10 protein-coding genes and 1 pseudogene are annotated in these 12416 nt (G+C 69.3%); 7 read left to right on the forward strand and 4 right to left on the reverse strand.

Translation table 11 applies throughout. The annotated features are described in order from the left end of the window. Positions 1-28: 28 nt before the first annotated feature. Both FBZ83_RS06320 and FBZ83_RS06325 read left to right on the forward strand, forming a co-directional pair. Positions 29-322, forward strand: a complete 294-nt coding sequence (locus tag FBZ83_RS06320) for a DUF2934 domain-containing protein (RefSeq protein WP_145674429.1) — start codon at positions 29-31, stop codon at positions 320-322. Between the two features lie 52 nt (positions 323-374). Beyond that, positions 375-959 carry an HPF/RaiA family ribosome-associated protein gene (locus FBZ83_RS06325; protein WP_145681549.1) on the forward strand — a complete coding sequence of 195 codons (585 nt, stop codon included), beginning with the start codon at positions 375-377 and terminating at the stop codon, positions 957-959. A gap of 61 nt (positions 960-1020) precedes the next feature. On the opposite strand, the gene FBZ83_RS06330 is transcribed toward FBZ83_RS06325, so the two are convergent. After that, entirely contained in the window at positions 1021-2253 is a 1233-nt protein-coding gene (locus tag FBZ83_RS06330; protein ID WP_145681550.1) for a L,D-transpeptidase family protein, read from the reverse strand. Positions 2254-2585: 332 nt separating this feature from the next. Here FBZ83_RS06330 and FBZ83_RS06335 point away from each other — a divergent pair, with 332 nt between their 5' ends. Together FBZ83_RS06335 and FBZ83_RS06340 are read left to right on the forward strand one after the other, a co-directional pair. Beyond that, a complete protein-coding gene (locus FBZ83_RS06335; protein ID WP_145674427.1) occupies positions 2586-3182 on the forward strand; it encodes a DUF882 domain-containing protein in 597 nt (198 codons plus the stop codon). Between the two features lie 188 nt (positions 3183-3370). After that, positions 3371-4546, forward strand: a complete 1176-nt coding sequence (locus FBZ83_RS06340) for a hypothetical protein (protein WP_145681551.1) — start codon at positions 3371-3373, stop codon at positions 4544-4546. Between the two features lie 679 nt (positions 4547-5225). Here FBZ83_RS06340 and FBZ83_RS06345 read toward each other — a convergent pair. Then, positions 5226-5489: pseudogene (locus FBZ83_RS06345) on the reverse strand (helix-turn-helix domain-containing protein); the annotation flags it as partial. Positions 5490-5977: 488 nt separating this feature from the next. On the opposite strand from FBZ83_RS06345, the gene FBZ83_RS06350 reads away from it, so the two are divergent. Next, positions 5978-8416 (forward strand): methyl-accepting chemotaxis protein, encoded by a 2439-nt coding sequence (locus FBZ83_RS06350; protein WP_145681552.1) that lies wholly within the window; start codon positions 5978-5980, stop codon positions 8414-8416. Positions 8417-8533: 117 nt separating this feature from the next. Continuing rightward, positions 8534-8872 carry a hypothetical protein gene (locus tag FBZ83_RS06355; protein ID WP_145681553.1) on the forward strand — a complete coding sequence of 113 codons (339 nt, stop codon included), beginning with the start codon at positions 8534-8536 and terminating at the stop codon, positions 8870-8872. A gap of 206 nt (positions 8873-9078) precedes the next feature. On the opposite strand, the gene FBZ83_RS06360 is transcribed toward FBZ83_RS06355, so the two are convergent. Together FBZ83_RS06360 and FBZ83_RS06365 are read right to left on the reverse strand one after the other, a co-directional pair. After that, on the reverse strand, positions 9079-9630 hold the full coding sequence (locus tag FBZ83_RS06360; protein WP_145681554.1) for a hypothetical protein: 552 nt from the start codon (positions 9628-9630) through the stop codon (positions 9079-9081). Positions 9631-9697: 67 nt separating this feature from the next. Next, the gene (locus tag FBZ83_RS06365) at positions 9698-10711 is read right to left on the reverse strand and encodes a cation diffusion facilitator family transporter (protein WP_145681555.1); all 1014 of its coding nucleotides are present in this window, start codon (positions 10709-10711) and stop codon (positions 9698-9700) included. A gap of 187 nt (positions 10712-10898) precedes the next feature. On the opposite strand from FBZ83_RS06365, the gene FBZ83_RS06370 reads away from it, so the two are divergent. Beyond that, on the forward strand, positions 10899-12362 hold the full coding sequence (locus tag FBZ83_RS06370; RefSeq protein ID WP_145681556.1) for a dynamin family protein: 1464 nt from the start codon (positions 10899-10901) through the stop codon (positions 12360-12362). The last annotated feature ends 54 nt before the right edge of the window (positions 12363-12416 follow it).

The following is a 12416-nucleotide window of genomic DNA, read 5'->3' on the forward strand; positions in this document are numbered from 1 at the left end:
GAACGAGAACCGAAAGGAGGCAGCCCGGATGGCGGATGATTTGGAAAGCCGGATCAGAGCGCGCGCTCACCAGATCTGGGAGCGCGAAGGCCGTCCGGAGGATCGCGCCGCGGATCATTGGACGCTGGCCCGAGAGGAAATCGCCATCGAGGACAATTACCGGGACACCCTGCGCCCGAACCCGGCCCGCGGCCCCGACGACATCGCCGAGCGGACCGAGCCGGTGGAACCGGTGCTCAGCATGGAAAGCCAGGGCGAGATGCCGGGCATCGCCGATCAGGGCGAGGAGTTCCGCATCCCCGGCCAAGCCCGCGATTCCTGAACGCGGTCGGCGCCACGCCGCTTTCCTCACGTCGTGCTTGAAGAGGACCCCCATGGACACGAACCTGGAAATCGCCTTCCACAACATGGACTCCCAGCCGGAGCTGGAGGCCTACATCCGCGAACGGGCGGAGAAGACGGAGAAGCTGTTCGACCGGCTGGTCGGCATGCGCGTCGCCGTGGAAGCCCAGCACCGCCAGCACAAGACCGGCAACGTCTTCGACGTCCACATTGAGCTGATGGTCCCGGGCCAGGACATCGTGGTCAGCCGCAAGCCGAACAAGGCGAAGGAGCGCTACGCCAACCCCGACGCCCGGACCTCGATCCGCGACGCCTTCGAAGCCGCGGAGCGGCAGTTGAAGGAATACAAGGAGAAGATGCGCCGCGACGTGAAGGTCCATGATCCGGAGCAGCCGGGCCGCGTCTCGCAGCTCAACCCGACCGAGGACCACGGTTTCATCACAACCAACACCGGAACGCAGCTCTACTTCCACCGGAACAGCTGCCTGAACGTGGACATGGACCAGCTCAGGACCGGCGATCCCGTGAAGTATGTGGAGGCCACCGGCGACACCGGCCCGACCGCCTCGAAGGTCTGGCGGGCATCCGGGTCCGACACGGAATTGCGGGCCACCTGACGAAGAAGCCCCCGCCAATCGACGGGGGCTTTTTTTCTCAGGGGCGCTGTCTCTGTTTGGATCAGGCGCCCTGGGCCGGGGGCATCGGCGTGGCCGAGCCGGGGCCGGTGGGGTCCGGTGCCGCGGCCGGAGCCGTGTCCTCGTTCAGGTCGTAGATGTCCGGATGCAGGCGGACGGCGTCGCGGTCGTCCACCGTCGCGGTCCAGTAGACGAAGCGCACCGGCACCGGCTGGGACAGCTTGATCCATTGCGGCTCCTGCCGGTCCAGCATGCGGTCGAGCCGCGCCGTCGAGACATGCTCGGTCGCCAGAAGCGCCTCGGCCATGCCGCGCGCGTCTTCAAGGCGCACGCAGCCGGAACTGACGGTGCGGATCTCGCGGTCGAACAGCCGAGGCTCGTTGGTGCCGTGCAGATAGATGTTGTAGGGGTTGGTCATGTTGAACCGGTAGCGGCCCAGCGCGTTGTGGTCGCCCGGCTGCTGGACGATCCGCACGCGGCGCGGCGAGACGTTGCTCCAGTCCACGACGGCGGGCTCCACCGGGGCACCGTCCAGATAGACCACCGCGTTGGCGATGCCCGGCGTGCCCTTCGCCCGCAGAAGGGGCAGCTTGTCCTCCTTCAGGACGGTGGGCGGCACCGTCCAGGTCGGGTTGACGATCACATGCGTGATCTGGTCCTGGAGCAGCGGCGTCTCGCGCGACGGGCGACCGACGATGGAGCGCATGGTCAGCGCCTCCTCGCCGTCGCGGACCAGCGTGGTGGTCTGGCTGGGCAGGTTGACCAGGATCACGGTGTCCGGGGCGGTGTCGCGGAAGGCCCGCATGGACAGCGCGCTGCGCCGCATCTGGGCGGCGGCCTCCTGCGGGCTGCGGTCCAGCGCCACCCGTGTGCCGCCGCCGACCAGCCCGTCCACCTTCATGCGCTGGCTGAACTGGAAGGCTCGCACCGCGGTGTCCACCTCCTCGTCGAACAGGTCGCCGCGCCGCGCCGCATCGAGGAATCCCAACTCCGCCAGCCTCTGGGTCAGCCGTTCCACCCGTTCGCCGCTGCCGCCCCTCTTCAGGAGCGGCCCGGAGCCGATGCGGGTGATGGGGCGCTCCGGTTCGGTCTCCAGCACCGTCGCGGCGGCGTCGAGCCGGTCGGCCCAGCCGGTCAGCGTGTCGCGGTAGGGAGCCGCCTCCGCGCCGGCCCCTGTGGCGGCCGTTCCGGCGATCACGGACAGCGCCAGCGTCAGCGCGGCCAGGACCGGCGTCGGCCGGCGTCGTTGGTCGGTAAGCGTCTGGGGTGTGTGCATGATGCGTCCTCGGCTGGCAGGAGGTCCGATCCCCTGTCCTTTCTATCGAATGTAGTACGTGAAGCGCCATCCGGCGAGGCGGGGGCGGGCGTTCCGGGGGTCGGGAAATCGGCGTACGGCCTCCGGCCAGGGAGCAACCAATGCGGGTGAGAGCGCCGGAGGCGGATTTGTGACCGATTCGGGCCATTTTCGGGTTGATCCCGGTCAAGCCCTAGCCTATAGGGAATAGTCGTTCGCTATGACCACAATATTTTGGTCCTATTCGAACAATCCCTAGGGGGCCGTCCGGCGCTGGAACGGTGCGGCCTGATCACCAAAATGCATAGGGAGTGATGCTTTTGGGGAGTGACGACCGTGCCGCGCCGATGAATGGGCGCGAGACTGGCCGCCGTGGGTTTCTGACCTTCGCCGCCGCGACCCTGACCGCCCTGGCCGTTCCGGTCCTGGTGCCCGCCGCGCCGGCCCTTGCGGCCCCCCTGGCCGGCGGCGTCCGCCGACTGGCCCTGCACAACATCAACACCAACGAACAATTCAGCGGCGTCTATTGGGCCGACGGCGTCTATCGACCCGACGCGCTGAAGAAGCTGGACGTGCTGCTGCGCGACCACCGGGCCAAGCAGGTCGGCCGCTACGACCCCCGCCTGTTCGACGTGCTGGCCCGCCTGCACCAGACCCTGGACAGCGACGAGCCCTTCCGGGTCATCTGCGGCTACCGGTCGCGCCGCACCAACGCCATGGCCCGCCGCCGCTCGCGCGGGGTGGCGAAGGAAAGCTACCACACCCGCGGCATGGCCATCGACGTGATGCTGCCCGATGTCGAACTGAAGGCCATCGCCACCGCGGCCCGCGGCATGGAGGCCGGCGGCGTCGGCTATTACCCGCGCAGCGGCTTCGTGCACATCGACACCGGGCCGGTCCGCACCTGGTGAGGTCAGCGTTTGGCGATGCCGGCCCCGTCCCGGGCCGGGAGCCTCGCCGCCGGCGTCATAGGCGGACTTGCCGTACGCCCCGTTCCGGGCGCCTGCCCAGTCGGTAGGCTCCCCGGAACCATGGCCCGACGCGCCGGTTGCTCCCTTCGGAATTCCCCGAACGAGCAACACGGAGGGCGACGAAGGCGATGTTCTGCAAACACGATCTGGAACGGCTCCTGAGCGTCGATGCCGCCCCGGCGGTGTCCATCTTCCTGCCCACCCACATCGCCGGGCGCGACATCCGCCAAGACGTGATCCGGCTGCGCAACCTGCTCGCCAAGGCCCAGGACCAGCTGTGCGAGAAGCACGGCCTGCGCCGGCCCGACGCCGAGGCCTTCCTCAAACCGGCCTCCGACCTGCTGGAGCAGGGCGAGTTCTGGCGCCACATGGACCGTGGGCTGGCGATCTTCCTGGCCAAGGGCATTTCGGCCATCCACCGCGTGCCGGTCGAATTGCCGGAGGAGGTGGTCGTCAACTCCCGCTTCACGCTGCGGCCCCTGCTGCCGCTGCTGGCCGACGACGGGGCCTTCATGATCCTGGCGGTGACCGCCGGCCGGTCCCGCCTGTTCTGCGCGACGCGCCACGGCATCGCGGAGGAGGACGCCGGCCTGCCGCAGGGCGTGGCGGAAATCCACGCCGAGAGCAATTACGAGAACAACCTGCATTCGGCCCCGCCGGCCCGCCACGCCGACCGCACGGACCGCGGCGGCGTGTCGATGGTGAAGACGCACAATTTCGGCGAGGACCCCGAGGAACTGCGCAAGGCCCATCTCATCGAGTATCTCGGGCGGGTCGCCAGCCGTGTGCGCGATCATCTGAAGCCCTTCCGCGGCCCGCTCGTCCTGGTCGCCGACGAGGAGATCCAGGGGCACCTGCGCAAGGACGCCCACCTTCAGGGGCTTCAGGAGCCGGGAGTCGTGACCAACCCCGACGCCCTTGAGGTCGACGAGCTGCACCGCCGCGCCTACGCGGTGGTGCGGTCGATGTTCGAGGCGACGCGGCGGACAGCGGTGGAGCGGTTCAACGCGCTCTACGGCGACCGCAGCACCGCGGAGCGGACGACGACGCGGGCCGAGGACGTGATGGTGGCGGCGCGCGAGGGGCGGGTCGGCGTCCTCCTGGTGGCCGAGAACGACAAGGTCTGGGGCCATTTTCGGGAGGACTATCACCGGGCCTTTCCGCTTCACCGCGAGACGGACGGCGCCATTGACCTCGTCGAGGAGGCCGCCACCGAGACGCTGCTGCGCGGCGGCGAGGTGCATGTGGTGACCAAGGAGGAATTGCCGAGCGGCGCCTCGACGGCGGCGATCCTGCGCTTCTGATTGTTCAGCGCCGCCGACGTCGAATGTCCGAACCTGGAATGTCCGAACCTGTCCGTGAGACGGGGCGGTGCCCGATGGCGCCGCCTCGCCAGCGTTTCTTTGCCGGCGTTTCTTCCGGTGTTTTGCGGCCGGGGCCGGCGCTCCCCCGTCAGGTGGTTGCTTTGCCGGGTTTGCCGTTGGGTGCCTTTCCGGCGCGGTAGATGTCCGCCGGGTCCCAAACCGCACCGTGACGCCGCCGCTTCCCGCCGGCCGCCGCATCGGCCTTGATGCGGGGGGGAGCCCCGGTCTTCAGCGCCAACTTGCCGCCGGTCACCAATGGTCCGGCCTTCGCGGATGACGGGACCGTCAGCACGAGCCCGTCCCTGGCGAGGCGCTGCCGCGGCGGGCCCCCCGGTGATGCGGTGTGTGCCGGCCCCCCGTCCTCGTCCTTCCGAGCCCCGTCCTCACGCCCCCCGTCCTCACGCCCCCCGTCCTCACGCCCCCCGTCCTCACGCCCCTCGTCCTCCCGCGCGTCGCGCAGATGGGGCGACAGGGACCCCAGAAGCAAGAGAAGTTCGTCGCCCACGCTGTCCGGCGCGGCGCGCCACAGGCGCAGCATGCGCGCTTCGCGGCGGCTGATCGAACTGTCGCTGATCCGGGAATCGTCCGCTGTGGCCGGCTTTCCGGCGGGGACCTGTGTGTCGGCGTAGCAATCGAAGAAGAAGCTGACCGGAACGTCAAGAACCAAGCCAAGGCGATACAGCGTTCCGGCCGAAATGCGGTTGGAGCCGCGCTCGTATTTCTGAACCTGTTGAAAGGTCAGGCCAATGGCCTCGCCCAATTTTTCTTGGCTCATGCCCAGCATGGTCCGGCGCATGCGCACGCGCTGCCCGACATGTGCATCGACCGACCAGGATTCGGGCGATCCGCGCCGCCCCCTTTTGCGCACCGCAGGTTCGCTCATGGACCCGGAACTCCAATGCTTGCGAATAAATATGCAGGATTTGAGAATGTTGACAGGATTGTTCACACAGGCCTTTTCAGTGCGCAAGCGGAATCTCTGAAATTACTGCGCGATGAACATGATTTGTGCAGATATGGAGGCGTGTGGACTCTCCCGCTCCCTTGCCGGCCAATCTGTTAAAGGCACTGATTGCGGCGTCTCGCCGGTGTCGCGCGTGGGGGTTGCGCTTCCTCCACCCGCGCCAAGGTGGAAATGATTGAACATTTTTAATGCCTTGATTGAAATCATATCTCAAATTGTGGGGATTTTGACCGCTCGGCGTGGTGTGGAAACATTTTGCTAATCAAATTCGGATAGGTCGGAGAGGATAGAGTTCGCGCCATGGTCTGTGCTGTGTCCGAAGTGTCGGGCCGGCATGGACGGACGGCGGCCAAGGTCGGTGGTGACGCCTGCCGGCGCCGCCGGGTCGCAATCAAAGGATCAGGTCGATGCAGACAAGCAGTCTGGCGGGGCGCTTCAAGGTCGGGACCCGCATTTACTTTGGTTTCCTTGTGGTGTTGCTGCTGCTGGCGGTGGTGGTCGCCATCGGCGTGCGGGGCCTCGGGGTGGCGCGGGACGGCTTCGAATCCTACGCGGCGGTGAGCAACCACTCGATCCAGGTCAGCTCCATCGACGCGCAGGTCGCCCAGATGCGTCGCCTCGCGCTGACCTTCAACACGTTCGGCGACCCCAAGGTGGCGGATCAGGTGCGCGCCGTCCAGGCGACCCTCGTCAAGGACCTCCGCGGCGCGCTTGACGGCACGACCGGCGAGCGCCGCGCCCTGCTGGAGCGGATGAACCAGGTCTTCGCCAATTACGTGACCGACTTCAACACGCTGGCGGAGCTTCGCCTGCGCCGCGACCGCCTCTACGCCGAGCAGCTTGTCCCGGCGGGCGAGAAGGCGCGCGAAACCGTGTCGCAGCTCGTCTCCACCCTGATTGCCGATGGCGAGCACGAGGCGGCGGCCAACGCCGCCCTCGCGCAGGAGCAGCTTCTGCTGGCCCGGCTGGCCGCGTCGCGCTTCTTCACCAGCCCGAACGAGTCGATCATCGCGGAAGTGTCGGCCCGTGACGACGCCTTTGGTGAGGCCATCCGCCGGGCGACCGAGCGGCTGAGCAACCCGGCGCGGCGGGCTGCGGCGCTGGCCGCCGACCAGCTCTCCGACCGCTACGTCTCGCTGTTCCGCGAAACCGCCGCCGTCATGCTGGAGAACACCCGGCTGGTCGACGTGATGGGCGCCCGTGGCGTCGAGTTCGCGGACCTCTCCGACCGCACCGTCGCGATCGAGGGCAAGGACCGCGAGGGGGTGCTGGCCGAAACCACCGGCGGCATGGACCGCACCCTGTCGGCCAACATGACGATCGCGGCCGGCGCCTTCCTGTTCGGCCTGCTGCTGGCCTGGGCGGTGGCGCGGTCCATCGTGAAGCCGGTCGTGTCGATGACCGAGACGATGACCAACCTCGCCGGCGGCGACCTAACGGTGACCATCCCGGCGCTGGCCAACCGTGACGAGATCGGGCGGATGGCCCAGGCGGTTCAGGTGTTCAAGGACAACGCCATCCAGAAGAAGGCGATGGACGAGGCGGAGCGCGAGCGGCTGGAGGCCGAGCGCCGCGCCGACGAGGCGCAGCGCGCCCGTGAGACGGCCATCGGCGAGGAGATCGCCGCGCTGATCGACGGCGTGTCGCAGGGTGACCTGTCGCGCCGCCTCGACCTTTCCGGCAAGGACGGCTTCTACCGGACCATGTCGGAGGGCATCAACCGCCTGACCGACACGGTGGAGGCGGTCATCGCCGACCTCGGCGCGGTGCTCAGCGCGCTCGCCCAGGGCGACCTCAACAAGCGGGTCGAGCGCGACTACCAGGGCGCCTTCCAGACGCTGAAGACCGACGTCAACACGACCTCCGCCAAGCTCGGCGAGATCGTCGGCCAGATCCTGCGCGCCACCGACGCGATTTCCGGTGCGGCCTCCGAAGTCTCGCTGGGGTCGAGCGACCTCGCGGAGCGGACGGAGCAGCAGGCCTCCTCGCTGGAGGAAACGGCGGCGAGCATGGAGGAGCTTGGGGCGACCGTGCGCTCCAACGCCGACAACGCCCAGCGCGCCAACGGCATGGCCGCCGACGCCCGCACCGCCGCGGAGTCCGGCGGGACGGTGGCGGATTCGGCGATCGACGCGATGAAGCGCATCGAGGCGTCGAGCCGCAAGATCACCGACATCATCGGGGTGATCGACGAGATCGCCTTCCAGACCAATCTGCTGGCGCTGAACGCGGCGGTCGAGGCGGCGCGGGCCGGCGACGCCGGCCGCGGCTTCGCCGTGGTGGCGCAGGAGGTGCGCAACCTCGCCCAGCGCTCCGCCCAGGCGTCCAAGGAGATCAAGGGCCTGATCCTCGACAGCGACAGCCAGGTGAAGGACGGGGTGGAACTGGTCAAGAAGGCCGGCGACGCGCTGGAGGGCATCGTGTCGGGCGTCCAGCAGGTCGCCGGGCTGATCGCCGAGATGGCCTCGGCGTCTTCGGAGCAGGCGGCGGCGCTCGACGAGATCAACGCCACCGTCTCGCAGATGGACGAGATGACCCAGAAGAACGCCGCGCTCGTCGAGGAAACCACCGCCGCCGCGCAGTCGCTCGCCAACCAGGCGACGGACCTGCGCTCCCTGGTCAGCTTCTTCAAGCTGGACGCCGCGGCCTTCGCGGCGGCGCCGGCCGGCCATCACGGCGCGGGGGCTCCGGCCCTGCGGCGGAGCATCGCCCCGACCAAGCCGGCCCCGGCCAAGACCGCGGTGCGCAAGGTGGCGGCGGCCCCGGCCCGTCCGGCGGCGGGCAAGGCGGCCGCGGCGACCCTGCAGCGCGCCTCCGCCGACGAGGACGACTGGAAGGAGTTCTGATCGGAAGGTCCGATCGGACGCACGCTGAAAAAAGCGTGCGATGGAATGGGCGGCGCGGACGTTTGTCAGGGTAGGCCATCACACCGGCCTCATCCACCAACCGGGAGTGACGAACCCATGACCGCGCGCCGCCTCATCCCCCTGAGTCCCGTGCTGCCTCTGCTTCTTGCCGGTGCCCTATGGGCGGTTCCGGCGGGCGCCGCCGACACACCGCCGCCCGGCGCCCCCGCCACGCCGGGCGAACAGGCCCGCCAGGGGGTGGAATTGCTGATGAAGGCGCTGGAGGGGTGGGTTCGGCAGGTGCCGATGTTCGCGCCGCCCGAGGTCACGCCGGAGGGCGACATCGTCATCCGCCGTCTTGACCGGTCCCGCCCGGTGCCCCCCAATCCGTCGCCGGCCGAACCCGCGCCGCCGAAGTCCGAACCGCCGATGCCGAACGCCCCGACCGACCTGTAGGACGACGGTGTCCGACGACGGCGAAGCCCGATACAGTCGGTCACGCAGCGCTCCCGCACGGTTTCTCGGACGCGGCGGAGCGCCCGAACAGCCTTAACGCTTCCTTAATTCATAGTTAATAGCGCGTTAACGACCGTTTGTGCTCCGAACAGTGGCCGTAGGGCCGGGCTGCGTGACGCGCTGTATCGGCCTTCGCGGGCCGCCGCTCAGCCGGCGTGCCAGGGACCGCCCGGACGGGCGAATCCCTCGACCTGATCGCGCAATTTCTGGATTTGCGATGGGGTGAGGGCCACGCCGAGCCGCGCGGCGAAGGCGGCGGCCAGCGCGCCGCGCGTCGGGCGCTCCCCGCGCTCCGACAGGCTGCGGTACAGCTCGAACGCCGCGGCGTAGCGCCGCAACGCCTCCGGGCGGCGGCGGAGTTGGGCCGCCTGCGGGGTGGCGGCGGACTCCAGATGGGCTTCCAGCCGATGCAGGGCGTCCGCCGCCGACAGGGCGGGCAGGGGAACCGGCGGTTCCGGTTCCGGCTCGGGCCGGCCGATGGCGGCCTTGGCGCGGTGCCGCCGCTGGCGCAGCCGATCCTCGTTGCGCAGCCGCTCCGCGTAGGCGGGGTCGCTGCGCCGCCGCTCGGTGCGGGCCCGGTTGGCGCGGGCGTTGCGTTCCTCCCGGTCCGCGTGGCTCTGCGGATCGCTGAGCAGGAAGGCCAGCTCCTCCGCGGTCAGGCGCAGGGAATCGGTGTCGGGGTCGTTTTCGGCAGTCATGCCGAAAGCAACGCTTCAGGCCCCTGTTCCGATCCCTGCCACCAAAGAAGGTCACAGAAGAGGCGAGTCAGGCCGCGTGGTGCATCTCCCGGCCGTCCGGGCAGGGGCCGGTTTCGACCTGGACCGTGGCGTGGCCGATGCCGAAGCGTCCGCGCAGGGTGTCGACCAGATCGCGCAGCACCGCGTCCCGGTCGGTTCCCGGCGGCACCACGGCGTGCATGGTCAGCAGCGGCCGTTCCGCCGTCAGGGACCAGACATGGACGTGGTGGATGTCGGTGACCGCCGGAACCGCCTCGTGCAGGGCGCTGCGCAGCTCGTCCACGTCGATGCCGACCGGCGTGCCCTCCACCAGGATGTGGGCGCTCTGCCGCACCACCTCCCAGGCGCCGCGCAGGATCAGCAGGGCGACCAGCACCGACAGGATGGGATCGATGGGCGTCCAGCCGGTCGCCAGGATGATGCCCGCCGCCGCGACCGCCGCCACCGAGCCGAGCAGATCGCCCAGCACATGCAGGGCAGCACCGCGGACGTTCAGGTTCCCGCGGTCGCCGCGGTGCAAAATCCAGAAGCCGACGAGATTGCCCAGACCGCCCAGCACCGCCACCGCCATCATGGTGCCGCCGAGCACCGGCTGGGGCTCCATCAGCCGCTGCGCCGCCTCCCACAGGATCCAGGCGGAGAGCAGGAACAGGCTGAGACCGTTGACGAAGGCGGCGAGGACCTGGAGCCGGTGGTAGCCGAAGCTGCGCCGCCGGTCGGACGGGCGCCGCCCCAGCCGGAAGGCCAGCCAGGCGAGCGCCAGCGCCGCCGCGTCGGTCAGCATGTGCCCGGCGTCGGCCAGCAGGGCGAGCGACCCGGACAGCACGCCGCCCACCACCTCCACCACCATCAGGCTGGCGGTCATCAGCAGGACCAGCAGGATCCGCCGCTCACTGTCCGCCGTCACCGTCGCGGTGTGGGAATGCCCGTGGCCGTGATCGTGCCCGCGGTCATGCCCACGCCCGTCTCCGTGCCCATGATCGTGATCATGATGCCTGTGGTCGTGGCGATGGGCGCCGTTGCCCCGCGGTCCCTGAGTCACTGGCCTGCCCCTTCGCGGTCATGCTTGGATTAGGACGACGGCGCCAGGATAGGACCGATGCTGCACCGCCGTCACGGCGTTTCCAGCCATGGCGATTTCGCTGCCCATCGCACCGGCGCCTCGTGCTAGAGAATGCCTCCGACACGACACGTCACCCCACTTCACAGCAGACGGGACCCGGCCGGCCATGACCCCCAGGCAAGCCCTCCAGCAGCGCCTCGCCGCCCTGGACGCGCATCTCCGCGCGGAAAACCCGAACCTTCTCCCGGTCATTCCGACCTTCCGCAATTTCGACCGGGTGCTGGTCCGGCTGGGCCTGCTGGGGCCGCACGAGTCGTTGACCACGCGCATTCCCTGGTGGCCGATGATCGCGGTGCTGGGGACCTTCTCTGCGGGCAAGTCCACCTTCCTCAACGGCTATCTCGGCGCGCCGCTGCAGAACACCGGCAACCAGGCGGTGGACGACAAGTTCACGGTGATCTGCCACGGTCAGGAGACCCGGCGCGAGGCCCTGCCGGGCACCGCGCTGAACGCCGACCCGCGCTTTCCCTTCTACCGGATCGCCGACGAGATCGAGAAGGTCGCGGCGGGTGAGGGCAAGCGCATCGACAACTACCTGCAGCTCAAGACGCTGTCCGGCGACCGGGCGCGCGGCAAGATCTTCATCGACTCGCCGGGCTTCGACGCCGACGACCAGCGCCGCTCGGTGCTGCGGCTGGTCGACCACATCGTCGAGCTGTCCGACCTCGTGCTGGTCTTCTTCGACGGGCGTCACCCGGAGCCGGGGGCGATGCAGGACACGCTGAAGCATCTGGTGGCCAAGACGGTGGACCGCGCCGACGCGCGCAAGGTCTGCTACATCCTGAACCAGATCGACACCACGGCGAAGGAAGACAATCTGGAGGCGGTGTTCGGCGCCTGGCAGCGCGCCATCGCCCAGGCCGGGCTGGTGTCGGGCCGTTTTTACGCGCTCTACGACAGCAAGTCGGCGGTCGCCATCGCCGACGACGCGGTGCGCGCCCGCTACGAGGCGCGGCGCGACTCCGACCTCGCCGAACTCCAGGTGCGCATCAACGAGGTGGAGGTCGCCCGCGCCTACCGCATCGTCGGCATGATCGACAGCCTCGTGAAGGAGCTGAAGGGCGAGATCGTTCCGCAGCTCGCCGCGGCGATGAAGCGCTGGCGCAAGCTGGTGCTGATCGGCGACGCGGTGTGGCTGGCCCTGCTCGCCCTGCTGTTCGGCGGGATCGCCAGCCTCGCCGGCGGCGACACGGTGTCTGCGTTCCTGACTTGGCTGACCCAGTCGCAGCCGGCCTGGGCCGGCGGCCTGCCGGTCGGGGTTCTGGCGGCGCTGGTGGTGCTGGGCGGCCTGTTCGGCGCGGGGCATTTCTGGCTGCGCTCCTTCATGGCCAAGCGGGTCGCCCGCAGCCTGCCGGAGCGCTACGGCGACGTCGACCTGAACCTCCAGCAGGGCTTCCTGCGCAACACCCGCTTCTTCCGCTCGATCTTCCGCAAGAAGCCGGCGGGCTGGAGCGGCGGCGCCGAGAAGCGCATCTTCTCCATCCGCGAGGCGGTGGCGGAGCATGTCCAGCGCATCAACGACCTGTTCACCGACCCCGCCGGGCGGCGCAACCGCGCCCCGGCGGAGTGAGCGGGCGGCCGCGGAAGAGGGGCGGGGCGATGGCGGGGCGGCGGTGTCTCCTGG

Origin of the sequence: Azospirillum brasilense (assembly GCF_007827815.1) — a bacterium.
Taxonomy (GTDB): Bacteria; Pseudomonadota; Alphaproteobacteria; order Azospirillales; family Azospirillaceae; genus Azospirillum; species Azospirillum brasilense_C.

Excerpts from the sequence above, each read along its gene's own strand:
- FBZ83_RS06320 (WP_145674429.1), top strand. The coding sequence starts at position 29 with ATGGCGGATGATTTGGAAAGCCGGATCAGAGCGCGCGCTCACCAGATC.
- FBZ83_RS06325 (WP_145681549.1), top strand. The coding sequence starts at position 375 with ATGGACACGAACCTGGAAATCGCCTTCCACAACATGGACTCCCAGCCG.
- FBZ83_RS06330 (WP_145681550.1), bottom strand. The coding sequence starts at position 2,253 with ATGCACACACCCCAGACGCTTACCGACCAACGACGCCGGCCGACGCCG.
- FBZ83_RS06335 (WP_145674427.1), top strand. The coding sequence starts at position 2,586 with ATGCTTTTGGGGAGTGACGACCGTGCCGCGCCGATGAATGGGCGCGAG.
- FBZ83_RS06340 (WP_145681551.1), top strand. The coding sequence starts at position 3,371 with ATGTTCTGCAAACACGATCTGGAACGGCTCCTGAGCGTCGATGCCGCC.
- FBZ83_RS06350 (WP_145681552.1), top strand. The coding sequence starts at position 5,978 with ATGCAGACAAGCAGTCTGGCGGGGCGCTTCAAGGTCGGGACCCGCATT.
- FBZ83_RS06355 (WP_145681553.1), top strand. The coding sequence starts at position 8,534 with ATGACCGCGCGCCGCCTCATCCCCCTGAGTCCCGTGCTGCCTCTGCTT.
- FBZ83_RS06360 (WP_145681554.1), bottom strand. The coding sequence starts at position 9,630 with ATGACTGCCGAAAACGACCCCGACACCGATTCCCTGCGCCTGACCGCG.
- FBZ83_RS06370 (WP_145681556.1), top strand. The coding sequence starts at position 10,899 with ATGACCCCCAGGCAAGCCCTCCAGCAGCGCCTCGCCGCCCTGGACGCG.